Source organism: Nocardia sp. NPDC019323 (assembly GCF_044389845.1).
GTDB lineage: Bacteria > Actinomycetota > Actinomycetes > Mycobacteriales > Mycobacteriaceae > Nocardia > Nocardia implantans.
Genome location: NZ_JBIRYN010000010.1, coordinates 129,108 through 154,483, shown reverse-complemented (window position 1 = coordinate 154,483; position 25,376 = coordinate 129,108). Strand labels below are relative to the sequence as shown.

Annotated in this window: 23 protein-coding genes; 9 read left to right on the top strand and 14 right to left on the bottom strand. The window is 70.2% G+C overall.

The genetic code is table 11. The features are described 5' to 3' along the window. Positions 1–90: 90 nt before the first annotated feature. The 4 genes from ACH49X_RS29155 to ACH49X_RS29140 all read right to left on the bottom strand — a co-directional run bounded on the left by ACH49X_RS29155 (position 91) and on the right by ACH49X_RS29140 (position 2,864). Positions 91–642 carry a hypothetical protein gene (locus tag ACH49X_RS29155; protein WP_357208240.1) on the bottom strand — a complete coding sequence of 184 codons (552 nt, stop codon included), beginning with the start codon at positions 640–642 and terminating at the stop codon, positions 91–93. 139 nt (positions 643–781) lie between these two features. After that, a complete protein-coding gene (locus tag ACH49X_RS29150) occupies positions 782–1,393 on the bottom strand; it encodes a DUF305 domain-containing protein (RefSeq protein ID WP_195082517.1) in 612 nt (203 codons plus the stop codon). A gap of 87 nt (positions 1,394–1,480) precedes the next feature. Beyond that, positions 1,481–2,245, bottom strand: coding sequence for a hypothetical protein (locus ACH49X_RS29145; protein ID WP_195082518.1), 765 nt, complete (start codon positions 2,243–2,245; stop codon positions 1,481–1,483). Between the two features lie 46 nt (positions 2,246–2,291). Beyond that, a complete protein-coding gene (locus ACH49X_RS29140) occupies positions 2,292–2,864 on the bottom strand; it encodes a hypothetical protein (RefSeq protein WP_195082519.1) in 573 nt (190 codons plus the stop codon). A gap of 652 nt (positions 2,865–3,516) precedes the next feature. On the opposite strand from ACH49X_RS29140, the gene ACH49X_RS29135 reads away from it, so the two are divergent. Continuing rightward, on the top strand, positions 3,517–4,668 hold the full coding sequence (locus ACH49X_RS29135; protein WP_357208242.1) for a methyltransferase: 1,152 nt from the start codon (positions 3,517–3,519) through the stop codon (positions 4,666–4,668). A gap of 133 nt (positions 4,669–4,801) precedes the next feature. After that, a complete protein-coding gene (locus ACH49X_RS29130; RefSeq protein WP_067809325.1) occupies positions 4,802–5,665 on the top strand; it encodes a Bax inhibitor-1/YccA family protein in 864 nt (287 codons plus the stop codon). Positions 5,666–5,722: 57 nt separating this feature from the next. Here ACH49X_RS29130 and ACH49X_RS29125 read toward each other — a convergent pair whose 3' ends face one another. From ACH49X_RS29125 to ACH49X_RS29115, 3 genes are all read right to left on the bottom strand, one after another. Further along, positions 5,723–6,943, bottom strand: a complete 1,221-nt coding sequence (locus tag ACH49X_RS29125; RefSeq protein WP_357208244.1) for an acetyl-CoA C-acetyltransferase — start codon at positions 6,941–6,943, stop codon at positions 5,723–5,725. A gap of 38 nt (positions 6,944–6,981) precedes the next feature. Then, positions 6,982–7,869, bottom strand: a complete 888-nt coding sequence (locus ACH49X_RS29120) for an SGNH/GDSL hydrolase family protein (protein WP_357208247.1) — start codon at positions 7,867–7,869, stop codon at positions 6,982–6,984. A 214-nt stretch (positions 7,870–8,083) separates the two neighbouring features. Beyond that, positions 8,084–8,545: a hypothetical protein gene (locus ACH49X_RS29115; RefSeq protein ID WP_195082523.1), complete on the bottom strand. Its 462-nt coding sequence runs from the start codon at positions 8,543–8,545 to the stop codon at positions 8,084–8,086. 103 nt (positions 8,546–8,648) lie between these two features. Between ACH49X_RS29115 and ACH49X_RS29110 the strand changes: the two genes are divergently transcribed. Then, entirely contained in the window at positions 8,649–10,037 is a 1,389-nt protein-coding gene (locus tag ACH49X_RS29110; RefSeq protein ID WP_195082524.1) for a cystathionine beta-synthase, read from the top strand. 55 nt (positions 10,038–10,092) lie between these two features. Here the strand turns inward: ACH49X_RS29110 and ACH49X_RS29105 are convergent, their stop codons facing one another. From ACH49X_RS29105 to ACH49X_RS29095, 3 genes are all read right to left on the bottom strand, one after another. After that, positions 10,093–10,572, bottom strand: coding sequence for a DUF4254 domain-containing protein (locus ACH49X_RS29105; RefSeq protein ID WP_195082525.1), 480 nt, complete (start codon positions 10,570–10,572; stop codon positions 10,093–10,095). Between the two features lie 274 nt (positions 10,573–10,846). Further along, positions 10,847–12,469: an HD domain-containing phosphohydrolase gene (locus ACH49X_RS29100; RefSeq protein WP_357208250.1), complete on the bottom strand. Its 1,623-nt coding sequence runs from the start codon at positions 12,467–12,469 to the stop codon at positions 10,847–10,849. A gap of 250 nt (positions 12,470–12,719) precedes the next feature. Beyond that, entirely contained in the window at positions 12,720–13,895 is a 1,176-nt protein-coding gene (locus tag ACH49X_RS29095; protein ID WP_357208253.1) for an acyl-CoA dehydrogenase family protein, read from the bottom strand. 228 nt (positions 13,896–14,123) lie between these two features. On the opposite strand from ACH49X_RS29095, the gene ACH49X_RS29090 reads away from it, so the two are divergent. Beyond that, complete coding sequence (locus ACH49X_RS29090) at positions 14,124–15,266, top strand: cystathionine gamma-synthase (RefSeq protein WP_195082528.1); 1,143 nt, start codon at positions 14,124–14,126, stop codon at positions 15,264–15,266. A gap of 97 nt (positions 15,267–15,363) precedes the next feature. Here the strand turns inward: ACH49X_RS29090 and greA are convergent, their stop codons facing one another. Together greA and ACH49X_RS29080 are read right to left on the bottom strand one after the other, a co-directional pair. Then, positions 15,364–15,858 carry a transcription elongation factor GreA gene (gene greA / locus ACH49X_RS29085; RefSeq protein ID WP_028477722.1) on the bottom strand — a complete coding sequence of 165 codons (495 nt, stop codon included), beginning with the start codon at positions 15,856–15,858 and terminating at the stop codon, positions 15,364–15,366. A gap of 297 nt (positions 15,859–16,155) precedes the next feature. Continuing rightward, a complete protein-coding gene (locus tag ACH49X_RS29080; protein ID WP_195082529.1) occupies positions 16,156–16,620 on the bottom strand; it encodes a DUF4307 domain-containing protein in 465 nt (154 codons plus the stop codon). A gap of 120 nt (positions 16,621–16,740) precedes the next feature. Here ACH49X_RS29080 and mca point away from each other — a divergent pair, with 120 nt between their 5' ends. The 4 genes from mca (at position 16,741) to ACH49X_RS29060 (ending at position 20,453) form a co-directional block, all read left to right on the top strand. After that, the gene (gene mca / locus ACH49X_RS29075; RefSeq protein ID WP_195082657.1) at positions 16,741–17,607 is read left to right on the top strand and encodes a mycothiol conjugate amidase Mca; all 867 of its coding nucleotides are present in this window, start codon (positions 16,741–16,743) and stop codon (positions 17,605–17,607) included. Next, positions 17,604–17,882: a hypothetical protein gene (locus ACH49X_RS29070; protein ID WP_195082530.1), complete on the top strand. Its 279-nt coding sequence runs from the start codon at positions 17,604–17,606 to the stop codon at positions 17,880–17,882. Before mca ends, ACH49X_RS29070 begins: the two co-directional genes overlap by 4 nt. Positions 17,883–18,037: 155 nt before the next feature. Then, positions 18,038–19,348: an FAD-binding oxidoreductase gene (locus ACH49X_RS29065; RefSeq protein WP_357208256.1), complete on the top strand. Its 1,311-nt coding sequence runs from the start codon at positions 18,038–18,040 to the stop codon at positions 19,346–19,348. A 529-nt stretch (positions 19,349–19,877) separates the two neighbouring features. Further along, positions 19,878–20,453 carry a TIGR03086 family metal-binding protein gene (locus ACH49X_RS29060; protein ID WP_195082532.1) on the top strand — a complete coding sequence of 192 codons (576 nt, stop codon included), beginning with the start codon at positions 19,878–19,880 and terminating at the stop codon, positions 20,451–20,453. 52 nt (positions 20,454–20,505) lie between these two features. Here the strand turns inward: ACH49X_RS29060 and ACH49X_RS29055 are convergent, their stop codons facing one another. Next, positions 20,506–20,952, bottom strand: coding sequence for a hypothetical protein (locus tag ACH49X_RS29055; protein WP_397071409.1), 447 nt, complete (start codon positions 20,950–20,952; stop codon positions 20,506–20,508). A 173-nt stretch (positions 20,953–21,125) separates the two neighbouring features. Between ACH49X_RS29055 and ACH49X_RS29050 the strand changes: the two genes are divergently transcribed. After that, complete coding sequence (locus ACH49X_RS29050; RefSeq protein WP_357110848.1) at positions 21,126–23,177, top strand: thioredoxin domain-containing protein; 2,052 nt, start codon at positions 21,126–21,128, stop codon at positions 23,175–23,177. 413 nt (positions 23,178–23,590) lie between these two features. Here the strand turns inward: ACH49X_RS29050 and ACH49X_RS29045 are convergent, their stop codons facing one another. Then, positions 23,591–25,228 (bottom strand): adenylate/guanylate cyclase domain-containing protein, encoded by a 1,638-nt coding sequence (locus ACH49X_RS29045; protein ID WP_357208261.1) that lies wholly within the window; start codon positions 25,226–25,228, stop codon positions 23,591–23,593. Between the last annotated feature and the right edge of the window lie 148 nt (positions 25,229–25,376).

The window sequence follows — 25,376 nt, the reverse complement described above, 5'->3', positions numbered from 1 at the left end:
CCGCGGGCCGGCCGTGCCGCGCGGGATCGGGGCTCCGCCGGTCGAGGCCCTGACTCGCAACCTGCGTCTGGTGCCGGCCGCCCGCGCCGATCAGCGGGTGCCGTGCCCCTGGCAGGCGGTCAGGGCGGTGTTCTTGGTGGCGTTGAACCGGTCGATCGCCGCGTTCAGGGTGTCGGTGTCGGCGCGGCGGGCGAGCGTGTCGGCCAAGGCGTTGGTGTCGTCGCGGTAGGCGCGCAGCGGGGTGGCGACCACGGACGGCACTTCTCTTGTCACGCTCTGGTCCACCGAGCGCGCGTTGTTGCGCAGCGTGGTGACCGCGGTGTCGGCTTTGCCGTTCGTATCGGGGTCGCCGCGGCCCTTCGTGTTGCTGGCATCGATGTAGTCGTTGAACGCCCGCACGGAGCTGCCGTTCGCGGCCAGGAAAGCGTCACAGGCCGATCCGGTGGCGCGTTCGGCTGCGGCGGCCCGGGACGACGAGGCGGCGGCAGAGGAGGAGGTGACCTCCGAGGCGTAGGCGGCCAGATCGGTCCGGTTGACCTCCGCCGTGCCGGAGATCTGCTGTGCGCAGGCGCCGATGGTCAGCGCGCCCGCCGCGGCGGCCGTCGCGGCCGCCAGCAGGCCCGCGCGTTCGAGTCGTCGCATGATCGGTCCCTCGCTCCCCTCGGAAGTCCGGCCGGGACGGATGAACGGAGCCGGACGATCCGACCGTACGTCGCGCGGGCTCACCGCGCGGGCCCGAGCCGATATCGATGGACAACCGATATCGGCGCGGAGCCACGGGTCAGCTCTGGCCGAGCATGGCCCGCATCTGGTTGATCTCGGCCCGCTGAGCGGCGATGATCCGCTCGGCGAGCGCCTTGGCGTCGGCGTTCTCACCCTGGGCCAGCTCGGTCTCGGCCATGGTGATCGCGCCCGCGTGGTGCTCGATCATCATGGTCAGCCACTGGCGGTCGAAGTCGGGACCCGAAGCCGCGCCCAGCGCCGCCATCTGTTCGGCGGACATCATGCCGGGCATGTCATGGCCGCCGTGCCCCTCGGTCGCGGTGGGCGCCGGTTGGCCGAAGCTCTGCAAAAGGGTGGTGATCTGCTGCATCTCCGGCGCCTGTGCTTGCTCGATCTGAGTGGCGAGCGCCCGCAACTGCTGATTGTCGGTATGGCTCGGCACCAGCCGTGCCATTTCCACGGCTTGAGCGTGATGCGGGTACATCATCTGCAGGAACATCACGTCGGCGTCGTTGTGCTCGGCGTGGGCGGGCGTGGTCGTGACGGCCGACGTGGTGGTCGATGGACCGTGCTCGGTGGTGTGTCCGGTGTCGGCGTCGCCGCATCCGGCGAGGCTCACCGCGGCCACGGCGGCGAGCGCGAGGGCCGATCGGGTGCGAGTGATGAACATGGGTCGCTCCTTGCGAAGTGCGGAAGTCTGAGGATGGAGTGGACAGCGCCGCCACCGTGGTTCGGACACACGGCGGCGGCGGACCTGTCAGATCCGCAGAATCGCCAGTTCGGCCAAGGTGAGCACGGTCCATGGCGGCGGCCGTTCCCGCCGCGCCCGCCAGTGCCGCGGGCGCGCCGCGCCACCACCGGGACGATCGACCGCCAACCGGAGAAGCAGCACCAACGCGGCCGATGCGATCGAAGCAACCAAGATGAACACACAGCCGTGCAGTGCGCTGTGCGCGCCGTCGCACCCGCCGTCCGCGCAGGGGGAGATCTTCGCCGTGACGGTCGCCCAGACGGCTTGCGGAGACGAGTCGCCGGAAGTTGCCATCGGCGCGCCGGAGACTTCCTGGTTGTCGCGGTGCGCCCGAGCCTGCGGCGGTAGCGGGTCGCGGGCGGTCGCAGCGGTGCCTGCGGGTGCCTGTGGGCCGTGTGGTGGCAGCGCGTTGTGGGCGGTTGTGGCGTTGTGCGTTGCCGACGGCGGGTTGCGCGGCGGAAGTGGGTCGTGGGCGGTCGCGGCGTCGTCCGTGTGTGGTGGGAGTGGGTTGTGGTCGATTGCGGCGTTGCCCGTGGGCGGCAGTGTCGCGTGCCGATGAGGTGAGCCGGACGCATGCCCTGCGGCGGACGCGGCGACAGTTGGTCCGCCGGGTGCCGCTACGGAAGTGGGCGCGAGGGCGGTGTGTGCGCCTGCCGTGTGGCCGGGAAGTCCGAAGACCGCCGAGTGCATCGCGACGACCCCGGCGAGCAACGCCAGCATCCCGAGGACCCGGGCGAGCCCGGCGGCGGGAAGTACGGTGCGTTCGACCACGAGCACCGAGTCTACCCGTGGGTATACCCGTTGGCGGTACGGGTATTTAGTCAGCGATATCGACGACCAACCGTGTCGGGTTGGAGAGGGTGGTGACGGTGAAGGCGGGCCGGTCGGACTGCACGCCGATGAACGACTGCGTCACGCCCTCGAAGACCGTGGTCCGGTAGACGCCCGCGATGCCGGGGACCGCCGGATCGACGGCGGGGTCGGGGCCCTCGTACGGCGTCACGCCACTGTCGAAGGGGTACGCCGAGCCGAGGATGCGTACTTCCAGGATCGATCGGCCCGCCACGTCCACGGGATTGCCGCTGGCGTCCTGCACCGCGCGGTCGGTGTAGCGGACGATCCAGCCGGGCGTGCCGACCCCGCCCAACTCGTAGACCACGCGATCGAAGCCGGGCTGACGCCCCAAGCGGACGTCGGTCACCGTGAGCGCGGCGTCGCCGGAAGGCTTACCCTCCTTCGGTGCGGCGTCCCCGGTGGCGGGCGCCTGCGCGACCTCCGCGGGCGTAGCGGTGGTCGGCGCGGCCGGAAGACCCGGTGCCGACTCGTCCTCCCCGCAGCCCGCGAGCAGTGCCGTCGCGACCGCGACCATGAGCACCATCCTGTTGCGCATGGCCCGATGCTACTCAGCGGAAGGCCGCGAACGGCGCAACCGGAGAGCGTTGCGGGGCATTCGCCAAAGATTGTCGGTGCCCTCCGCGCGTGGGCGGGAACCGGTGCACCTCGAGTGATCGGCTGTCCAGGCCGGTCAATCGCCAACTGATTGCCATGGCAGGTGAAAGTCCTACCGTCGCCAGTGGAGCGATCATCGGCGGGGGTCGCCCCCGCCGAGAGCGAGTGGATCGGCGCTTCGGATGAATATTGTGTCCCTCTGCGAGCCAAAGGCTTCGGTAGAGCCGCGGTGTGGCCCACACGTCCGTCCGCCGCCGCTCCAGTGCATGGAACACACCAGGCTGCGGCGGAACCCGTGGCTACCGGGCAGGTCTCCAGGTATACCGAGCGCGTCGATCGAACTTTCGGTGCTCTCCGGGAATCCGGAAGCACGCGCCGCGCGACCGGTGCCGCGCTCCTGCCGTCGAATATCTGTGACCTCGGTTGTCGAACTCGGAATCATTCTTCCCCGTTGTCACGAGGTCGTTCGATTCGCCCGCGAAACCCCTTGCCGCGACGTACTTCCGCGCCCTATCGACCGTGCCGAGAATTCGGCGAGATCGATAGGGCGGGGTGGCCGCAAGTATTCGGCAACGATCTAGCACACTTGAGGTGTGGGAAATGTCGAGGACGTACTTGGCCGGTTGCGGCGGTATCCGGACGTGGAGGCGCTGAACCTCTACGCCGTGGACGCCGCTGACCGGCTGATCCTCGACGTCGCGGCCGACGCCCTCGCGACTGCCGATAGCGGGAAAGTAGCCATTATCGGTGACGCTTATGGCGCACTGACCCTCGGCGCCATCGCGGGGCACGATCTGCGCGACGTCCGGGTGCATCAGGACTTGCTCACCGGCGAACTCGCCCTGTCCAACAACGCCCGCGCGGCCGGCTTGTCGGATCGCTACACGGCACATCCGCTCGGCCCCGGATTGCTGCGTGATGCCCGGGTGGTGCTGCTTCGCCTGCCCCGGATGCTGGCCGGGCTGGCCGAGATCGCCGACGCCATCGCGCGCTACGCGGATCCGGCGGTGGAGGTGTTCGCGGGCGGCCGGGACAAGTATCTGACCAAGTCGATGAACGATGTTCTCGCGCAATCGTTCTCCGAAGTGCGGGCCAGCCGTGGCAGGCAGAAGTCGCGGACCTTGCTGGTGGCGGGACCGAAACCCGTCGCCGAACGGCCGTTCCCGGTGCGTGATCGGCTGGAGGAACTCGGTCTCGACGTAGTCGCGCACGGCGCCGCGTTCTCCGGAGCGCGCCTGGACATCGGCACCAGGTTCCTGCTCGAGCATCTGAAACTCATGAAGCCGGACGCGCGCGACGCCATCGATCTCGGCTGCGGCACCGGCATCCTCGCCGTCGCGCTGGCCACGGCGCGGCCGGGCATCAAGGTGATCGCCACCGATCAGTCCGCCGCCGCGGTCGCCTCGGCGCGGGCCACCACCGAGGCGAACGGCGTCGCCGACCGGGTGTGCGTTGTGCGCGACGACGCCATGTCCTCGGCCGCGGACAACAGCGCGGATCTCGTCCTGTGCAATCCGCCGTTCCATATCGGCGCCGCGGTGCACACCGGATCGGCGATCAAGATGTTCGCCGAGACCGGGCGGGTGTTGCGGCCCGGCGGTGAGCTGTGGACGGTGTACAACTCGCATCTGAACTATCGAGCGGTGGTCGAACGGATGGTGGGCCGGACCGATGTGATGGGCCGGAACCGGAAATTCACCGTCACTCGGTCGGTGCGTGGTCTGCACGACCCACGACAGCGGTAGAGTCCGATTTGTCCGGCTCTGTGCGACTCCCCGGGAACTCGCGACGGATGACAAACGTTGGACAGGGCAGTTGGATATCGAGTGAACCACTCGATGAACAGCGGCAACGACTCCAGAAAGGGACGCCGTTCACATGCGTACCACGAGCAATCCGGTTTTCAGGAACCTGCCAAGGCAGGAGGGCGGTGGATACGCCAGCTTCGGTTCCGGCGTGACTTCCGCGGGCCAGTTCGGCAACCAGTACGGCCAGTACCCGCAGCAGTACGGCCAGTATCCGCAGCCCTACCAGCAGGCTCCCCCCACCACCAGGTCGATGACCATCGACGACGTGGTGACGAAGACGGGCATCACCCTCGCGGTGCTCGCACTGTCCGCCATCGTCTCCTACGGCCTCACCAACGCGAACACCTCGCTCGCGCCGCTGTTCGTGATCGGCGGCGGCCTGGTCGGCCTGGTGCTCGTGCTGATCGCGACCTTCGCGAACAAGATGGACAACCCGGCGATCGTGCTGTCCTACGCCGTGGCCGAGGGCCTTTTCCTCGGCGCGCTGTCGTTCATGTTCACCAATATCGAGTTCGGCGGGGTCGGCGGTAGCGCGCTGATCGGCCAGGCGGTGCTGGGCACCTTCGGTGTCTTCGCGGGCATGCTGGTGGTCTACAAGACCGGCGCCATCCGCGTCACGCCGCGATTCACCAGGATCATCGTCGGCGCCATGATCGGCATCCTGGTCCTGATGCTGGGCAACCTGGTCGCCAGCTTCTTCATCGACGGCGGCCTCGGCCTGCGGGACGGCGGCCCGCTGGCGATCGTGTTCAGCCTGGTGGTCATCGCCATCGCCGCGTTCAGCTTCCTGCTCGACTTCGACGCCGCCGATCAGCTGATCCGCGCGCAGGCTCCGGAGCGGGCGGCCTGGGGCGTCGCCCTCGGCCTCACCGTCACCCTGGTCTGGCTGTACGTCGAGATCCTGCGGCTGCTGAGCTACTTCCAGAACGACTAGCCATACGACGAAGGGGCGGTCGCCGGGATGTCCGGCGACCGCCCCTTCGTGTGTGGGTCAGCTCAAACGTTCGATGACCATCGCCATGCCCTGGCCGCCGCCGACGCACATGGTCTCCAGACCGAACTGCTTGTCGTGGGTCTGCAGGTTGTTGATCAGCGTGGTGGTGATGCGGGCGCCGGTCATGCCGAACGGGTGGCCCAGGGCGATCGCGCCGCCGGAAACGTTCAGCTTGTCCTCATCGATCTTCAGCTCCCGCGCCGAGCCGAGCACCTGCACCGCGAACGCTTCGTTGATCTCGACCAGGTCGATGTCGTCGATGGTCTTGCCCGCCAGCGCCAGCGCCCGCTTGCACGCCTCGATCGGGCCCAGGCCCATGATCTCCGGCGACAGACCGGACACACCGGTGGATACGATCCGCGCCAGCGGCGTCAAACCGAGTTCCTTGGCCTTGGTGTCGGACATGATCACCAAAGCGGCGGCGCCGTCGTTGAGCGGACAACAGTTGCCCGCGGTGACGGTGCCGTCCGGGCGGAACACCGGCTTCAGCGCCGAGACCGCCTCGTAGGTGACCCCGGTGCGCGGGCCGTCGTCCTTGCTGACCACGGTGCCATCCGGCAGCGTCACCGGGGTGATCTCGCGTTCGAAGAAACCGTTCTTGATCGCTTCCTCGGCGCGGTTCTGCGAACGCACGCCCCAGCGGTCCTGATCCTCGCGGGTGATCCCGGTGGAGGTCGCCACGTTCTCGGCGGTCTGGCCCATCGCGATGTAGACATCCGGGATCAGGCCGTCCTCACGCGGATCGTGCCAGATACCCGCGCCGCCCTCTGCGGTCTTCGCGGTACGCGCCTGCGCCTCGGCGAACAGCGGGTTCTGCGTATTGGGCCAGCTGTCGGCCGACCCGTTCACATACCGCGACACCGTCTCCACACCGGCGGAGATGAACACATCACCCTCACCGGCCTTGATCGCGTGGAAGGCCATCCGGGTGGACTGCAGGGAGGAGGCGCAGTAGCGGTGCACGGTGGTGCCGGGCACGAAGTCGTAACCGAGCTGCACGGCGACGACGCGGGCGATGTTGAAGCCCTGCTCACCGCCCGGCGAGCCGCAGCCCAGGATCAGGTCATCGATCTGGGCGGGGTCCAGGGCAGGCACCTTGTCGAGCGCTGCCCGCACAATCTGCGTGGTCAGATCGTCGGGCCGCATATCGACCAGCGAACCCTTACGGGCCCGGCCGATCGGAGAGCGCGCGGTCGAAACGATGACGGCCTCAGGCATGAGGACTCCTTGGGTCGGACGGTTCTGGCGAACCCTTGTTACTCGCGGGTTCTTACCGAATCTACGTCCCGTCGCCGAGTACCGGAAGCGCCCGTCCCACCCAGCGCTTCCAGCAGCACCGGGAGCAATTGCCCGGCGGCCAGCTCGTATCCCGCGGCCGAGGGGTGGAAACCGTCGGCGGCGAACAACAGCTCCGGTGCGGCGCGGAACTCGGGAGCGAGCAGGTAGCCCATGCGCACGGGGTGCCCTCCCGCGACCGTCGTCGCGACATCCTGCGCCTTGGCCAGCCGCACGCTCCAGTTCTGCACCACGATGCGCAGCGGCTGCGGGATGGCCGCGACGGTGCCCAGATTCGGGCAGGTGCCGACCACCACCACCGCGTCCGCACGGCGCAAACGGGCCATCGCGGCGGCGAGCCTGCGCGCGGAGGCACGGATCGAGTGCTTCTTGGTGACGTCGTTGGCGCCGACGAGGATGACCGCGGCATCCGGCGGCGGACCCGCGACGAACATCGCGTCCACCTGCCCGGCCAGGCCCTTGGAAGTGGCGCCGGAGATCGCTTTCGTGCTCAGGCGGATCCGCTGCCCGGTCGCATCGGCGAGTCCCCGGGCCAGGCGCACCCCCGGCACCTCGTCGGCCACGGTGCAGCCGAGGCCCGCCGCGGTGGAATCGCCGAAGATCATCAGATGCAGATCGGCCTGCTTGCCCGCACGCCACGGCTCGGGCTCCGCGCAGCCCGGGGTGTAGATACCGTCCGCTTCGGGTGGCTTCGAAGTGTCCCTGCCGATCACTCCACGCGCTACACCCGCCTGCGCCATGAGCAGGCGGTAGGTCGCCCACCAAGCGGTCCCAGCGCCGGAGCCGGCGAGTACGGCCGCGGCCCCGGTCAGCGCGGCCGTGCGCCAGGGAAACCGAGATGCGCTCACGCCAGGAATTTTACGAGAATCCACCGAGTCGACCAGCGGCGAACGAGCGGGACCGGCAACGGCCCGTGCCGGCTCCAGCGGACGCGGCGACGGACACCACACCGCCGCCTGGGGAGCGTGGCCGGAAGCCGCCAGGATCGCTCACCCGTGCCTGGGTCCGTGCTTCGACGGGATCGACGGGCCGAAGTCCGAACGTGCGTCCCGTCCGCAGGGATCAGCCCGGGACCACGAACGTGCCGCGAGCGGGGATGCTCGCCGCATCGGTGGTGACGGTGACTTCCACGAGACCGGGGCCGGTGTCCTGGAACAGCGCGTACTGGATGCTGCCGTAGATGCCGGTGACCACGATGTTGTCGTAGCTGCCCGTCGCGCCGGTGGTGACGTTGCGCCACGCCACGGTGGTGCGGACCTCACACAGCGGCGCCAGCGGGTAGGAACCCGGCCCGATGCCGTTCACGGGGAGCGCCCGGACGTTGAGGATGGCCCGCCCCGGCCATTCCGGGCTGGTATCGGCCCAGGTGCGGATGCTTGTCCAGCACAGACCGCCGCGCGCGAGCGTCGGCACCTGCGGGAATTCCACGGTGGCCGCCTCCGCGTGCGCGCCGGATCCGACCACCAGGGCCACCGCGGATCCGGCCAGAAGCGTTGCGGCGCGGGCAATGTTCGGCTGCCTCATGGCAGCGATCCTAAGGCGGCGGCGGCCGGTTCGCCGGTAGTCCCGGCCCGCTGCACGTGGCGTGCGCGAACTCACAGTTAGTGCGTCTGGAACTATGGGGGCCATGCGCATCGCGGATCATGTCGTGGATCTCATCGGCAACACGCCGCTGGTCCGGTTGAACTCGGTCGTCGGACCGAACGCGGGGCTGGTCGCGGCCAAGATCGAATACCTGAACCCGGGCGGCAGCTCGAAGGACCGGATCGCGGTGAAGATGATCGACGCCGCGGAGCGGTCCGGGAAGCTGCGGCCCGGCGGCACCATCGTCGAGCCCACGTCCGGCAACACCGGCGTCGGCCTCGCCCTGGTCGCCCAGCAGCGCGGCTACAAGTGCGTGTTCGTCTGCCCGGACAAGGTCAGCGAGGACAAGCGCAACGTGCTGCGCGCCTACGGCGCCGACGTGGTGGTCTGCCCGACCGCCGTGCCGCCGGACCACCCGAACAGCTACTACAGCGTCTCCGACCGGCTCGTCCGCGAGATCGACGGCGCGTGGAAGCCGGATCAGTACTCCAACCCGGGCGGCCCGGAAAGCCACTACGAGACCACCGGCCCGGAGATCTGGCGCGACACCGACGGCAAGGTCACCCACTTCGTGGCGGGCGTCGGCACCGGCGGCACCATCACCGGCACGGGCCGCTACCTCAAGGAGGTCTCCGGCGGGAAGGTGCGGATCATCGGCGCCGACCCGGAGGGTTCGGTGTACTCCGGCGGCACCGGGCGGCCGTACCTGGTCGAGGGCGTCGGCGAGGACTTCTGGCCGTCGGCTTACGACCCCGCCGTGCCGGACGAGATCATCGCGGTCTCCGACGCGGACTCCTTCGAGATGACCCGCAGGCTGGCCCGCGAGGAAGGCCTGCTGGTCGGCGGCTCCTGCGGCATGGCGGTGGTCGCCGCCGTCGAGGTGGCGCGGCGCGATCCGGACGCGGTGGTCGTGGTGCTGTTGCCCGACGGCGGACGCGGCTACCTGTCGAAGATCTTCAACGACGAGTGGATGAGCTCCTACGGCTTCCTGCGCGAACGGCTGGACGGCACGGCGGAACCGCTCGTGGGCGACGTGCTGCGCGGCAAGTCCGGGGAGCTGCCCGACCTGGTGCACACCCACCCGTCGGAAACCCTGCGCGACGCCATCGAGATCCTGCGCGAGTACGGCGTCTCCCAGATGCCCGTGGTCGGCGCCGAGCCGCCGGTCATGGCGGGTGAGGTCGCGGGCAGCGTGTCCGAGCGCGACCTGCTGTCGGCGGTCTTCGAGGGCAGGGCCAATCTGACCGATTCGGTGGCCCAGCACATGAGCCCGTCGTTCCCGCTGATCGGCTCCGGCGAGCCGATCTCCGCCGCGACGAAGGCGCTCTCGGACACCGACGCGCTGATGGTCGTCGAGGACGGCAAGCCCGTCGGCGTGATCACCCGCCACGACCTGCTCGGCTTCCTCAGCACGGGCAACATCGGGAAGTAGCCGAGGCCGGTTCGCCGTGCCGCACGGATCGGTGCGGCGAGTCCCGCCCGCGCGCCTACGCCGGTCTCCTACCGCGGACCGTTTCGCGCACGCCGCCGGTGATCAGGTCGGTCCATTCGTCGGCCAGCAGCGCCAGCCGGTACCAGGCGGCGTGCACCCGGGCGTCGGACACCTTCTCCGCGGTGTGCAGCAGGTGGCTGGCGTGCACATGGGCGGCGGCCATGCGGTCGACCGTGGCGCCGATGGACTCGCTGCGCAGATGGTCATTTGCCCGCTTGCGCGGCAGCTGGTCGACCACCCACGCATCGATCGCGGCCACCAGTTCGGCGCGGCGGCAATCTATTCCGGCGGCGGCCAGCGGATCGCGATGCCGCTGCCGGTGCAGCGCGGCCAGTGTGCTCGCCCAGCCGATCAGGGGGTGGTCTTCGGCCGACTCGCTCGGGTGGCCCCCGAAAGCGGCGACCAGTTCTCGCTGATCCGGCAGCGGCCGTGTGACGCCGTGCGGGCGCCGCGGCAGATGGTCACGCACGAACATGGCCGGCTCCCAGTGCGTTCGGAACGGACCGCCGTGCGTCGCGGTCGATCGGCGAATTGTGCATCGTGCACCTCCGATAGTGTGGGGGTGGAGGCATCGCCCCAATGCCGGGTCCCTTTGAATGATGCGCGCTTTCGCTGGCCTACCGGTGACACCCACATGGCACTTGAATGACAAGACGTAACAATGCGCTGGCCGCCGATTCCACACCCCGGTGAGAACGCTCTTCGCACAGTCCGTTTCGGGTGCGCGGACGTATATCGGTGCGCGGGAGTCAGCCGGGGAGGATGTGGTGGGTCATCGCGAAGACGGCCGCACCCGCTCGGGTGTGGTGGCCGGTCTTGGCGCGGATTTCGGCCAGGTGCTGGGTGACGGCGCGTTCGGGCAGCAGCAGTTCGGCGGCGATCTCACGGCCGCAGCGGCCGCGGGCGCGCAGCCGGAGGACGTCGGTCTCGGCTTCGGACAGGCCGTGGGCGGCGGGGAAGGGAGGGGCGTCGTCCGCGGCGGCCCGGACGACGGCGGCACAGGCGTCGCCGTCCAGGCGGCCCGCCGCGACCTCGGCCGCCAGCTGAGCGGCGGCTTCCTCGGGCCGGGCGGCGGGACGATAAGGCCGCGCTTCGGTGCAGGCCGCGAAAACCTCTGCGGCCGCGAGTAATCGGGCGCCGGGTGCGGGGTCGCGTTCGCCCCGCGGACAGCCGCTGCCGTCGAGTCGTTCGTGGCGCCCCGCCGTGAGATCGGCCAGCGCCGCGAGCCCGGGGCAGCGCCGCAGGATGCGATCGGTCCAAAAACGGCACAGTCGAACGCGTTTCCAATCCCACGATCCGAGCGGACCGCGTCGGTCCCAGACCGCGCTCGACACCGCGGCCCGGCCGAGGTCGTGCAGCAGGGCGGCGGCGCGCAGGGCCTCCCGTTCCCCGGCGGGCACGCCCATCCGGACCGCCGCGGCATCGGCGAGCCCCGCCACGTGCGCCGAATGCCCGAGCAGGTACCGCCCTTTCAAATCGACGAACATGGCCAGCGCCGAGCCGGGCCGATCCCATCGCGCGGACGGGAACGAGGACGGCGTCCCCGGCTCCGCGGCGAGGACAGCGGCCAGCAGGTCGGGGACGTCGAGCACCGCTCGGATGGCATCGGCGTCGCACACGGCGACCAGATCGGGATCGAGATGTCCGCCGGCGCGTCGCCGCAACTCGTCGACAACGACGTCCAGCCGTCTCGCCACGGCGCCGAGAGCGAAGCGTGCCCGGTCGTGCGAGGCGGCCGGGTCCACCGGCTGCGCGTCGCGGTGGCCGGGGACGGTCGCGCGTTCCTCTCCGACCGAGTCGAGCGCGAGTACCGCCTGTTCGGCCACGTGCAGGATCCGGCCGGCGAGCGAGATGGATTCCCCGCGCAGCCGGTTCGGCGCGCCCAGTCCGTCCCAGCGTTCCTCCACCTCGGTCAAGGCGCGAACGGCCGCGTCCGGCAGACTCAACTGCGATCCGAGCGCCTCGACGACCTCGCTCGACGAGCGCAGTGCCTGCGGGGAGCCGGACCGCAACCGGGCGACGAACCGATTGCGCAGCGCCGACTGGGCAGCGGGCGCCCAGCCGCCGAACCGGCGCAGCTGCTCGGTGAAGACGACGGAATCGCCCGGATCCAGCACATGACAGGCGCGCTGGAAGGCGATGTCGTCGGCGTACGCCTGCGCGTTCTCCGAAGCGCGGCCGGTGCATCCGAGGCCGCCGAGCAGCGCGGCATGGAAGACCGCACGGCCCTCGGCTTCCGGCAGCCCGACCCGCTGGGCCAGGCCGGTGGCGACCAGGCAGGTGGCCAGCCCCTTCTCGAACGGCATCCCGGTGGCGAGATCGGTGGTCAGCGACAGTGCCGCGAGAATCTCGGCGGCGCGGATCGACGACATGCACCGACAGTAGTGTCCGTGCGGGTCTCGCGCAGGCCCGAACCTCGTTCCGGCAGAGCGTGATCCGCGCCGCGACGGGCCGGCGTCCGACCGGCTACGGGACGGTGGTCCGGCTCCGAGAGGGCGGACTCGGGCCGATGCGATCAGCGAGCGGCATCCGGCAATCCATCCGCACTCTTCTCGCCGGGGACCCCGGCGTCGTGCTCGGTGCCCCAGCGCGACGCCGGATCGCGCGACGCGGCCGCGGTTGTCAACGGAAGGCGTTGGCGTCGGTCAGTGCCCGGCCGAGCACGAGCTGGTGCACCTCCGCCGTGCCTTCGTAGGTGAGCACCGACTCCAGATTGTTCGCGTGGCGCAGCACCGGGTAGTCGAGCGTGATGCCGTTGGCGCCCAGGATGGTCCGGCACTCGCGGGCGATGGCTATGGCCTCGCGCGTGCTGTTCAGCTTGCCCGCGCTCACCTGCTCCGGCGTGACCACGCCGCGGTCCTTCAGCCGTCCGATGTGCAGCGCGAGCAGCTGGCCCTTGCCGAACTCCAGCGCCATGTCGGCCAGCTTGGCCTGGGTGAGCTGGTAGGCGGCCAGCGGCTTGTCGAACACCTCGCGGGTCCTGGCGTACTCGATGGTGGCCACCAGGCAGTCTCGCGCGGCGCCGAGCGCGCCGAAGACGATGCCGAAGCGCGCCTCGCTCAGGCAGGCCAGCGGCGCGCCGAGTCCGCGCGACCCCGGCAGCACCGCGTCGGCGGGCAGGCGGACGTCGTCGAGGTCCAGCTCCGCGGTGATCGACGCGCGCAGCGACAGTTTGCGGCGCATCTCCCGCGCCGTGAACCCCGGCGTTCCGGCCGGGACCAGAAATCCCCGGATCACCTGCTTGCCTTCGTCTTCGGTCTGCGCCCAGACCACCGCGACATCGCTCACCGAGCCGTTGGTGATCCACATCTTCGAGCCGCTCAGCACCCAATCGGCGCCGTCGCGCTTGGCCCTGGTGCGCATGCCGCCCGGGTTCGAGCCGAAGTCGGGCTCGGTCAGCCCGAAGCAGCCGATGGCGCGGCCCGCCGCCAGCTCGGGCAGCCACTGCTGCTTCTGTTCCTCCGAGCCGTATTTGTGGATGGCGGTCATCGCCAGCGAACCCTGGACCGAGACCATGCTGCGGATACCGGAGTCCACCGCCTCCAGCTCCTGACAGGCCAGGCCGTAGGTGGTCGCCGACATGCCGGCGCAGCCGTATCCCTCCAGATGCATGCCGAGCAGCCCCAACGCACCCAGCTCAGGGGCGAGCTCGCGGGCCGGGAAGGTGCCCGCCTCGAACCACTCCGCGACATGCGGGCGCAGTCGCTGAGCCGCGAAGGTGGCGACGGTATCCCGGATCTCGCGCTCCTCGTCGGACAGCAACGCGTCGGTGGCGAACAGTTCTTCCACAGTGACCATGGACTCAGCCTAAAGGGGCGGCCGAAGAGTGAGACCGAACTCACGCCCCTTGCCTGACCGCAAGATTTCCGAGCTGGTAGTGCCCTTGACGTAATTCGGTCGAAATCAGAGGCTCGATCTCGTTACGCCGACGCCATTGTCCGTATTCGCCCGATTCGCCTGCGCGCGCGCCCGCTGTATGCACACACCGGGAAGTTGCCCGGGAATCGCCCCGGATAGGCTGACCACATGAGCGAGCTGGGATTCTCCACACGGGCCGTGCACGCCGGATACGAACCCGATCCGCAGACCGGCGCGGTGAATGTGCCCATCTACGCGAGTTCGACGTTCGCCCAGGACGGCGTGGGCGGGTTGCGCGGCGGTTTCGAATACGCCCGCACCGGCAACCCGACGCGGTCGGTGCTGGAGGCGAACCTCGCCGCGCTGGAATCGGGCCGCTACGGCCGGGCGTTCGCGTCCGGCATGGCCGCGACCGACTGCGCGCTGCGGGCCACGTTGCGTCCGGGCGATCACATCGTGATCCCCGACGACGCCTACGGCGGCACCTTCCGGCTGATCGACAAGGTCTTCAGCCAGTGGGGCATCGAGCACTCGCCCGCCCACGTGTTCAACGTGGACGAGATGCGCGCCGCGATCCGGCCGAACACCAAGCTGGTGTGGATCGAAACCCCGACCAACCCGCTGCTGAGCATCGGCGACATCCCCGCGCTGGCCGACGTCGCGCACGCGGCGGGCGCGAAGCTCGTCGTCGACAACACTTTCGCGACGCCCTACCTGCAGCAGCCGCTGCTGCTCGGCGCCGACATCGTGGTGCACTCCACCACCAAGTACCTCGGCGGACACTCCGACGTCATCGGCGGCGCGCTGATCACCGACGATCCGGAACTCGACGCGGCGTTCGCGTTCCTGCAGAACGGCGCGGGCGCGGTGCCGGGCCCGTTCGACGCGTTCCTCACCCTGCGCGGCGCCAAGACCCTCGCCCTGCGCATGGACCGGCACTGCGACAACGCCGAGACCATCGCGGAGTTCCTGTCCGGGCACCCGTCGATCTCCCAGGTGATCTACCCGGGCCTGCCGGAGCACCCGGGCCATGCGGTCGCGGCCAAGCAGATGCGGCGCTTCGGCGGGATGATCTCGGTGCGTCTGGGCGGCGACGTCGAGGCGGCGCGCAAGTTCTGCGCGCGGACCGAGGTGTTCACCCTGGCCGAGTCCCTGGGTGGCATCGAGTCGCTGATCGAGCATCCGGCCGCGATGACGCACGCGTCCACCGAGGGTTCCGAGCTGGAGGTTCCCGCGGATCTGGTGCGGCTCTCGGTCGGCATCGAGGATGTCAGCGACCTGCTTGCGGACATCGAGCAGGCATTGAGCTAAGTTCACGGACATGAGGAAGCGGCCGCACCCGATGATCGGGCGCGGCCGCTCGTGTCCGCGGGGGTTTCGGCCTGCCGTGGCGGCGCGGCCGAGCGCGTCAGCTGTGGTAGGGCTCGGCGCTGAGCAGGGTGACCTTCATCGTGTTCCCATTGGGCAAGGTGTATTCCCTGGTCTCGCCCACCTTGGCGTCGATGAGCGCGCCGCCGAGCGGGGAGTTCGGCGAGTACGTCTCCAGCTTGGAATCGCGGAGACCCTCCTCGCGGGTGGCGATCAGGAAGGTTTCGGTGTCCGTCTCGTCGCCGTCGTAGTAGACCTTGACGACCGACCCGGGAAGCGCGACGCCGGACTTGGTCGGCGCGACGCCGACCTTGGCGTTGTTCAGCAGCTCCTGCAGCTGGCGAATGCGCGCCTCCTGCTGACCCTGCTCCTCGCGCGCCGCGTGGTACCCGCCGTTCTCCTTGAGGTCGCCCTCTTCCCGGCGTTCGTTGATCTCGGCGGCGATGACCGGACGATTGGCGATGAGCGCGTCGAGTTCGCTCTTGAGCCTGTCGTGCGACTCCGGGGTCAGCCAGGTCACTTGCGTCTCAGTCATCTCGATCACTCCCTAGTAGTTGTTCCCGGCAGGCCGGGATTCCCTGAGCACCGGCGTGTGCTCACCCGAAAGCGGGCACGCGCCAGTCGACGGCTAGAGCGATCCTGGGAAGTTCATCGAACCCCGACAGGCCCTGGTCTCGGGCGAGCTCGCAAGCCCGAACCGTCAGCGCTGGCCGCCAATGCAGCAAACACGGCTCCGAGCTTCGGAACCGTGTATCACGCCATTTTAGCATGATTCACAAATGTGCAGGTCGGAGTTGATTTCGCGGCTAAATCGCGGGTTTATGCGCGGAAATCAGCCAACTCGCAGATAGCTGGGTACCCGATCGCTGCACGCGTACACACTGCCCGACACCGGCCGCGCGGAGGACCGCACGACGGTGGTCAACTCGACCGTTCCGCTGCTCGACGGCTCGATCAGCACCTCGCGGCGGCCGAGTTCGGAACCGTCGCGGGCCATGGCCCGGACGAAGCACACCACCGGCTGCCGCGGGTCGGCGCGGGTGACCTTCAGCCGGATGGTCATGGTCGAGTCGTCGACGACGACGTAGCCGAGCTGCTCGGCCTCGATGTCCTCCGGCCCGTACTTCTGGTAGCCCAGGTAGGCCACGCCGAGCCCGGCGAGCACCACCAGCACGCCGAGCACCGGCACGATCCAGCGGCGCGGCTTGCGCGGCCCGGCGCCGTACCGGTCGGCCGGTGGACCGCTCGCAGCCGCCGCCTTCGCGTCACCGCCGCTGTCGGGCGCTGGCTGGCTCATGGTGGTCGCTCCCGGGGGGTACGTCGGAACAAAAGCGGGTCGAATGGAACTATAGGTAACGAAGCCCCGACACCCGCGACCGAGAGCGACGGAGAACGAGACGTGAGTGGCCTTCGCCTCATGGCGGTGCACGCCCACCCAGACGACGAATCCAGCAAGGGTGCCGCGACGACCGCCCGTTACGCCGACGAAGGACACGACGTCCTCGTCGTGACGCTGACCGGCGGAGAGCGCGGAAGCATCCTCAACCCGGCCATGGACACGCCCGGCGTGCTGGAGCGGATCCACGAGATCCGCCGCGAGGAGATGGCCGCCGCCGCCCGTGCGCTCGGCGTGCGCCAGCACTGGCTCGGTTTCGTCGACTCCGGCCTGCCCGAGGGCGACCCGCTGCCGCCGCTGCCGGAGGGCAGCTTCGCGCTGGTTCCGCTGGAGGAGGCCACCGAGGCGCTGGTGCGGGTGGTGCGCGAGTTCAAGCCGCACGTGATGACCACCTACGACGAGACCGGCGGCTACCCGCACCCCGACCACATCCGCTGCCACGAGGTGTCGGTGGCGGCGTTCGAGGCGGCGGGCGACCCCGAGCGGTTCCCCGACGCGGGTGAGCCGTGGACGCCGCTCAAGCTGTACTACGACCACGGCTTCAGCATGAAGCGGATGGAGATCTTCGCCGCGGAGTACGAGCGGCTCGGCGAGCCGTTCCCGCTGCAGGAGTGGCTGGACCGGATGCGCAAGTACGCCGCCGAGCGCGGCGACGTGTTCTCCCGGATCACCACCCAGATCGACTGCGCCAAGTACTTCCCGCAGCGCGACGACGCCTTGCGCGCGCACGCGACGCAGATCGACCCCAACGGCGCGTTCTTCGCCATCCCGATGGAGATGCAGCAGCGGTTGTGGCCGACCGAGGAGTTCGAGCTGGCCAAGACCCGGGTGCGCACCGAGCTGCCGGAGACCGACCTGTTCGCAGGCATCGAGGACGAGCGGTCGTGACGCTGGTCCTGCTCGCCCAGACACCCGGGACGCCGACCGGCCCCGAGTTCGGCAAGGCGTCGCCGCTCGGCCTGGTCATCGTCCTGATCCTGCTCGCGGGCACCTTCCTGCTGATCCGGTCGATGAACCGGCACATCAAGGGCCTGCCGGCGACCTTCGAGCCCGAGCATCCCGAGCCGGACCAGGAGGCCGACGAGGGCACCGAACACGGCATCACCCGTCGTGCCGAGGAGCCGAAGGGCGCCGACCCCGAAGGCCGCGCCGGGCCGGACTGACCCGGAAACCCCTTTGACCTGCTCGTTGTTACCTTTCCGCGCTCTCTTTCGTCAATGAGGTAGTCGCGGCGCGAACCGCGGCCTCCCGCCGGAGGCCGGCACCCGGATTTCGTTGCGCGCGTCTGCTTCCGAACGCTGAGAGTCAGGACAGAGCAATGACATTCGACGAACTGCGCGCCACGCTGCCCGGCCGCGTGCTGGTGGCCGGTGACGAGGGCTTCGAGACCGCGGCGCGGCCGTGGACGACGACCGTCGACCAGCCGGTGGCCGCCGTGGTGCGGGCCGGGGACGCCGGTGACGTCGCGGCCGTGGTCCGGTACGCGAGCCGCGTGGGCGTGCCGGTGGTCACCCAGCCGACCGGCCACGGCGCGTCCGGCGGGGTGCCCGAGGCGATCCTGCTGCGCACCGGGCTGTTGGACGGCATCGACATCGACCCCGCGCGTCGGGTGGCGCGCGTCGGCGCCGGAGTGCCGTGGGGCCGGGTGCAGGCGGCCTCGGCCAGGCACGGGCTGACCGGCCTTGCGGGCAGCAACCCGGTCGTCGGCGTCACCGGTTACACCCTCGGCGGCGGCATGGGCTGGTTCGGCCGCAAGTACGGCTGGGCTTCCGACGCGGTGCGCGCGTTCGAGATCGTCGACGCCGATGGCGCTCAGCGCCGGGTCACGCCCCAGGACGATCCGGAGCTGTTCTGGGCGCTGCGCGGCGGCGGCGGCGACTTCGCCGTGGTGACGGCGCTCGAGTTCGACCTGTTCCCCGCGCCGGAACTGTTCGGCGGGCGCATGCTGTGGCCGCAAGCGCGGATTCGCGACGTGTTCGACGCCTTCCGGGAGGTCACCGCCGCGGCTCCGGACGAACTGTCGGTGTGGTTCCAGCGTCTGCAGATCCCGGACGCACCGCCGATGGTCGGCGTGGACGCGGTCTACCTGGGTGATCCCGATCGCGGCCGGGCGCTGGTGGCCGCGTTCGACGCCATCGGGGACACCGTTCTCGACAAGCGTGGTGTTTTCGGGCCCGCCGACATCGGCTCCGTGACCGCCGAACCCACCGACCCGAGCCCGTCGCTGTCCCGTGCGGAGCAGCTGACCGATCTGGGCGACGCCGTGGTCAAGACCCTGATCGAGGAACCGGTCGCCCCGCTGGCCAACGTGCAGATCCGCCATCTGGGTGGCGCCTTGGCCGAAGCCGGGCCGAACGGTGGCGCGCGGGGTCCGATCGCGGAGCCGTACCTGCTCTACTGCCTCGGTCTCGGGCTGCCGCACCTGCGCGACGCGGTTCAGGCGCGGCGCACCGCCGTCGTCGACGCGGTGAGCGGGCAGATCGGCGGCCGCAAGCCGTATACCTTCCTCACGCCCGGCGAGTCGGCCGAGGCCGCTTTCGATTCGGCGACGCTGACCCGGCTGCGGGAGATCAAACGGGCCCGCGACCCGCACGGCGTCATCCGGGCGAACTACCCGGTGCTGGGGTGAGCCATGAGGGCTCCGGAAGGCCGCGTCGGTCCGGCGGCCGACGGCGTGCTCCGGCAGACCGCGGGGCCGAGACCGCGGAACGGTTTCGGCCCCGGCCGCTCAGAACGGCCAGTCGGCGACGTGGCCCGCTTCCAGCAGCGGGATACCGCCTCGCCGATGGCACCCCGCGCTGTGGATGACCCTGGAAGACGGCGCCACCGAATCGGCCCGCGCACGCCTTTCGGGTTCCCCTACCGCGCCGCTGTGAACGCGCGGATCGCCAGTTCCCCCGTGGAAAGGAGAATTCGCCGGTCGGGCGTTCGAGAAAAGGTGGCGACACTTTTGGGTCCGAAGTAGACGTGGTCGGCACCGGGGCCGGTTCGCGCGTTTCTGGGTCGCGTTGTAGCGCACGCGCATCCGATTCAACCCAGGGGTCACGAGAAGCACACTGTGGGCAACATTTTCGGCGCAAGCTGGAGTTCGCATTGCCGCGCGCTTGTCGGTGTCCTGTGTTACCAATTCAGCCAAACCGCTCGACCGAAGGATGCTCATGGACAACGTGATCGGACAGATCGACCGCGCACTGGATGCGACCGGAGCGATCGTCGCCGCCGTGGCGGGAGCGGGCCTGACGACGCCGACGCCGTGCCGGGACTGGGATGTCCGTGCCGTTCTCAACCACACGGTGGGCGGTATGCACCTCTTCGCGGCGGCGCTGAGCGGCACGGACGCGGGCGCCGACCACGAATCCGACTGGCTCGGCGGTGATCCGCAGGGTGCGTACGCCGCGGCCGCGGAAGTGGACCGCGCCGCTTGGCACCGGCCCGACGCGCTGGACGGCACGGTGGGCATCTCGCTCGGGGAACTGCCCGGCCCCACGGCCGCGCTGGTGCACCTCACCGAGGTTCTGGTGCACGGGATAGACATCGCGGTCGCCATCGATCGGCCGGATCTGGCCGACGACCAGCTGTGTGGCGAACTGCTCGCCACCATGCAGACCATGGGCGGCATCGATTCCTTCCGCGCCCCCGGCATTTTCGGTCCGGAGGTGCTCGTCGCCGAGGACGAACCGGCACATCGCCGGTTGCTGGCATATGTCGGGCGCGAGGTAATGGCCCGCACGTAGCCCGCTGTTTCCAGAGAGCTGAAAAGTCTGGCAGCTGTCGCCGAGAACATTCTCAATTTCGCCGCGGCCGTACTCCGTCGAGGATGATGTGGGCTATGTGGGCAGAACGTGTCTCACTCGTCTCGGCTCCGGCGTGGCGGATCGCGGCGAATGCGCCGGCGAGCAGCGCCATCAGTTCTTCGACGGTGACGTCTCGGCGTGCGGCGCCGACGGACTGGGCGCGGTCGAGCAGGCCCGCGACCTGGTGGGTGGCGAGGTCCGGCGCGGCGGTTCGCAAGTCGTATCCGCGGCCGCGAGCGCGGTTTTCACGGTCGCGTTCCGCGCGCCGGAGGCCATCATCCGCGACAACAGAGCCACGTCGGGGGTCCCGGTGGCGGCGATCTGCTTCGCCTCCGCGACCAGTTGCTCGAGCTGATCGATCGCGACGGCTAGATAGAGCGCTTCCTTGGAGGGAAAGTGCCGGTGGACCGTGCCGGTCTGGAGCGACCAGCCGCAGCACGGCGACAACCAGACGCTGGCCGCGCCGGAACTGAGACCAGCCCTTCGGCACGGCGGTGGCCTTCTTCGCCCCGTACGCGGCGCGGCGTGTGCACCTCCGCGTCGTCCCCGGGTCACGGGAGAGTCACGGACAAGGTGCCCGCACGGCGCCGAGAAGGGTCGTACGGTGGAGCCATGAACCGGCTCGGAGAGGCGACGTCCCCGTACCTGCGCCAGCATGCGGACAACCCGGTGCACTGGCGGGAGTGGGACGCGGAGGCACTGGCCGAAGCGCGGGAGCGGGACGTGCCCGTCCTGCTGTCGGTCGGGTACGCGTCCTGTCACTGGTGCCACGTGATGGCGCACGAGTCGTTCGAGGATCAGGCCACCGCCGACCAGATGAACGAGAATTTCGTCTGCGTGAAGGTCGACCGGGAGGAGCGGCCGGACCTGGACGCGGTCTACATGAACGCCACGGTCGCGATGACGGGGCAAGGCGGCTGGCCGATGACCTGTTTCCTGACTCCGGACGGCGAACCGTTCTACTGCGGCACCTACTACCCGAAGCTTCCGCGCGGCGGCATGCCGTCGTTCACCCAATTGCTCACCGCGGTCACGGAAACCTGGCAGCACCGGCGTGAGGAGGTGAACCAGGCCTCCGCGCAGGTGGCCGCGGCGCTGCGCGACCAAGCGGGGGGACTGCCCGACGCGGACCTGACGATCACCCCGGAGTTGCTCGCCCACGCCGTCGCCGCCGTGCTGCGCGACGAGGATGCCGAACACGGGGGGTTCGGCGGCGCTCCGAAGTTCCCGCCGTCGGCGCTGTTGGAGGGCCTGCTGCGGCACTGGGAGCGCACCGGCGACCGGGCGGTGTTCGACGTGGTGGCCCGCACGGCCGAAGCCATGGCCCGCGGCGGCATCTACGACCAGCTGCGCGGCGGGTTCGCGCGGTACTCGGTCGATGCCGCCTGGGTGGTGCCGCATTTCGAGAAGATGCTCTACGACAACGCCCAGCTGCTGCGCGCCTACGCGCACCTGGCCCGGCGCAGCACATCGCGGCTTCCGGAGTCGTTGTCGCACCGGGTCACCCGGGAAACCGTGCGGTTCCTGCTCGACGACCTCGGGACCGCACAGGGCGGTTTCGCCTCGGCGCTGGACGCCGACACCCACCTGGAACCCGGCAAGCCAGGCGTCGAAGGCGCGACGTACGTGTGGACGCCCGCCGAACTGGCCGGTGTGCTCGGTCCGATCGACGGGGCGTGGGCAGCCGAATTCTTCGGCGTCACCACCGCGGGCAATTTCGAACAGTGCACCTCGGTGCTGACCAGATACACCGAACCCGCCACGCCGCAGGACGCCGCGCGGCTGGAACACGTCCGCGCGGCGCTGATCGCCGCCCGCGACCGCCGTCCACAGCCGGACCGGGACGACAAAGTGGTCACCGCGTGGAACGGGATGGCGATCACCGCGCTCGCCGAGGCGGCGGGCGCGCTGGACGAGCCGGAATGGACCGCCGCCGCCGTCCGGTGCGCGCGCTTCCTGCTGGCCGAGCACGTGGTGGACGGCAGGCTGCGGCGCGCCTCGCTCGGTGGGGTCGCCGGCGCGGCGCCCGGCATCCTGGAGGACCACGCCTGGCTGGTCACCGGGCTGCTCGCGCTGCACCAGGCCACCGGCGAACTCGGCTGGCTGGACGACGCCCAGCGCTTGCTCGACATCGCGATCGAGCACTTCGCCGACCCCGACCGACCGGGCAGCTGGTTCGACACCGCCGACGACGCCGAAACCCTCGTCGCCCGACCGCGCGACCCGATCGACGGCGCCACCCCCGCCGGCGCCTCCGCACTGGCCGAAGCGCTGCTCACCGCCGCGGCCGCGAGCGACCCGGAACGGGCCGTCCGCTACCGGGAGCTCGCCGACCGCACGCTCGACCGCGGGGCGATCGTGCTGGCGCGCGCGCCGCGCTCGGCGGGCCAGTGGCTCACCGTGGCGGAGGCGGCCCTGCGCGGCCCGCTGCAAGTCGCCATCGCCACCGAAGCGGCGGCCCCTTCCGCCGAGCTGCTCGCCACGGCTCGTTCGGCCGCCCCCGGGGGTTCCGTCGTCCTCGCCGCCGCCCCGAACGCCGTCCCGTTGCTGGCCGATCGGCCCTTGGTCGGCGACGCCGCCGCCGCGTACGTCTGCCGCGGCTCCGTCTGCGACCTCCCGGTCTCCACTCCCGACCAGCTCCGCACGGCACTGCTGCGCACTTAGCGGCCGGGTATCCAGACCGGCCGCACCGGCCCGGTCTCGAGTCCGGCCGGCGCGGCATCAGACGCCTCTCGGCGATCCAGCGTCATCCCGCGGCGCGCCGTGGACCAGGAACGCCGCGAGATTGTTGGGCGCGCCGAGCGGATCAGGCGTCCGCCGGCGGGTGGCGGTCGAACGGTTGGCGCACAGGCGCCGATGATTCCGCCCGCCACGGCGGGCGGGACGGCGACCGCACGGACCTGATCGATCTACCGGCCACCGAGGTCGGCCGGAACGAACTCGGCACAGATCGAGCGGCGTCGATGCGGTGAGCCTGCGGCATCAGCGCTCGATCATGTTGCCGAGGCGGCCGCAGGACTACCGCGATGCCGTGTTCGGCGGGCTCTCCTGGCCGAGGACCCGGCGCGCGCGGCGATCTAACGCCGGTGCGGAGCGTCGAATTCGGCGTCCGGCAGCTCGGTGCCGTCGGGTGGCTCCGCGACCGTGTGGATCTCGATGACCGGGTTGGTGTCGGCGGGCAGGTCGGCGCTGTCGAGTTTCGCGGTGCGGGTCTCGACGCGCTCGGTTCGAGCGCCGGAGGTGTCGATGTCGGTCCAGCAGAACGTCGGGTCCTTCATGCCGCGCAGCACGATGGTGTCGTAGAACGTCCACTTGGCCCGTTCGTCTTCCGTACCGGCCTCGATCACCGCTTGGCTCACCAGGATTCGCCGCGGCACCTCCTTGGCCGCCGTGGTGAGACGGGCGGCCTCGTTGACGGCGTTGCCGATCACCGTGAATTCCAGCCGGGTGTCGGAGCCGACGTCGCCGGCGAAGACCGGGCCGCGCGCGACGCCGATCCCGATGTCGAGCTCTCCGGTGGCGAGCACCTCGTCCCGGATGCGCCGCGCCGCCCGCAACGCCGGGGTCGCGTTGTCGCGCAGGGCGATCGGCGCTCCGAAGACGCACAGCGCCGCGTCGCCCTCGAACTTGTTGACCAGGCCGTTGTTCTCCTCGGTCGCCGCGACGACGATCGCGAGCAGGCGGTTGAGCTTGGCGACGAACTCCTGCGGCGGCAGCCCGGTGGACAGCTCCACCGACCCGGTCACGTCGACGAACAGTGCCGACACCTCGCGCACGTCACCGCTGAGATCCGCCCCGCGGGCCAGGGCGCGCTCGGCCACCTCGGGGCCGACGTGCCTGCCGAAGACCTCCCGCATCCGCTCCCGCTCGCGCAGGTTCGCCGCCAGCTCGTTGACCGAGTGCTCCAAGCGGCCGATCTCGCTGGTGCTGCCGATGGGCACCCGGGCACCGAGATCGCCCTGCGCGATGCGGTCCAGCGCGCGACGCAGGGTGCGCATCGGCGCGGCGACCGCGCGGGCGAGGAACGCCGTGGCCAGCGCGCCCACACCGATCCCGACCGCGGACAGGTAGATGGCCGTGCGCACCCGGTCGGGCGCGGCGGCCACCGGGTCGGCCAGCACGACGATCAGCATGAGCAGCGGGAGCGCCGCCGCCACCGCCCAGGTCAGCACGACCCGCACCAGCACGGAGGAACTCCAGTGCATGGTCCAGCCGAGCACCCCGGCGACCACCGGAATCGTCGGCCGGATCAACCGGTCCACGATCAGGAAGGTGACCGCCGCCGACTCGAAGGCGCCGATCGTGAACAGCGCCGCCGTCACGCCGGGATCGTTGTCCGGGCTCAATCGCGCGAAGATGACCGTCGCCACGATCACGCCGGGAATCCACAGCGCGAGCGCGCGCATGCTGATCGCGACGGGTAGGAGCAGCAGGCGCCGCGCCTCCACCTCCGTGGGTTTGCGCCCTGCGTCGAGCCAGCCGAAGTACAACTTGCGATCGCGCACGGCCAGGACGATGCCGGCCACGAACCCCACCGCCGGATAGATGCCGACGAAGGCGAGCGCCCGCACCCAATCCGTGCCCAGCCTGCCGAGGAACCCGTTGAGCCACAGCTGGGTGACGATCACCGCGAGACCGCTGAGATTCGCCGTGGTGACCAGCGCGGCCAGGCCACCCCGCGCTTTGAGCGCCCAGAGGACGAGTTTCGCGATCATCGGATTCGCGATCCCGAGGCCCGACCGGTGCGGGCCCGCTCCGGTGTAGGTGCCGCGCCCGCCATGGACTCCGCACCTGCTGGGGTGATGACCCGCCTTCCGAAGGCGGCGGTCGCAGGGTTCCCGCAGCTGCCCGAGCGCAGCGGCT

Coding starts and splice junctions, on each gene's coding strand:
- ACH49X_RS29150 (WP_195082517.1), bottom strand. CDS start 1,393: ATGTTCATCACTCGCACCCGATCGGCCCTCGCGCTCGCCGCCGTGGCC.
- mca (WP_195082657.1), top strand. CDS start 16,741: ATGGCGGTGCACGCCCACCCAGACGACGAATCCAGCAAGGGTGCCGCG.
- ACH49X_RS29125 (WP_357208244.1), bottom strand. CDS start 6,943: ATGCCTGAGGCCGTCATCGTTTCGACCGCGCGCTCTCCGATCGGCCGG.
- ACH49X_RS29115 (WP_195082523.1), bottom strand. CDS start 8,545: ATGAGGCAGCCGAACATTGCCCGCGCCGCAACGCTTCTGGCCGGATCC.
- ACH49X_RS29095 (WP_357208253.1), bottom strand. CDS start 13,895: ATGGTCACTGTGGAAGAACTGTTCGCCACCGACGCGTTGCTGTCCGAC.
- ACH49X_RS29110 (WP_195082524.1), top strand. CDS start 8,649: ATGCGCATCGCGGATCATGTCGTGGATCTCATCGGCAACACGCCGCTG.
- ACH49X_RS29045 (WP_357208261.1), bottom strand. CDS start 25,228: ATGATCGCGAAACTCGTCCTCTGGGCGCTCAAAGCGCGGGGTGGCCTG.
- ACH49X_RS29100 (WP_357208250.1), bottom strand. CDS start 12,469: ATGTCGTCGATCCGCGCCGCCGAGATTCTCGCGGCACTGTCGCTGACC.
- ACH49X_RS29065 (WP_357208256.1), top strand. CDS start 18,038: ATGACATTCGACGAACTGCGCGCCACGCTGCCCGGCCGCGTGCTGGTG.
- ACH49X_RS29050 (WP_357110848.1), top strand. CDS start 21,126: ATGAACCGGCTCGGAGAGGCGACGTCCCCGTACCTGCGCCAGCATGCG.
- ACH49X_RS29105 (WP_195082525.1), bottom strand. CDS start 10,572: ATGTTCGTGCGTGACCATCTGCCGCGGCGCCCGCACGGCGTCACACGG.
- ACH49X_RS29155 (WP_357208240.1), bottom strand. CDS start 642: ATGCGACGACTCGAACGCGCGGGCCTGCTGGCGGCCGCGACGGCCGCC.
- ACH49X_RS29140 (WP_195082519.1), bottom strand. CDS start 2,864: ATGCGCAACAGGATGGTGCTCATGGTCGCGGTCGCGACGGCACTGCTC.
- ACH49X_RS29130 (WP_067809325.1), top strand. CDS start 4,802: ATGCGTACCACGAGCAATCCGGTTTTCAGGAACCTGCCAAGGCAGGAG.
- ACH49X_RS29060 (WP_195082532.1), top strand. CDS start 19,878: ATGGACAACGTGATCGGACAGATCGACCGCGCACTGGATGCGACCGGA.
- ACH49X_RS29080 (WP_195082529.1), bottom strand. CDS start 16,620: ATGAGCCAGCCAGCGCCCGACAGCGGCGGTGACGCGAAGGCGGCGGCT.
- greA (WP_028477722.1), bottom strand. CDS start 15,858: ATGACTGAGACGCAAGTGACCTGGCTGACCCCGGAGTCGCACGACAGG.
- ACH49X_RS29090 (WP_195082528.1), top strand. CDS start 14,124: ATGAGCGAGCTGGGATTCTCCACACGGGCCGTGCACGCCGGATACGAA.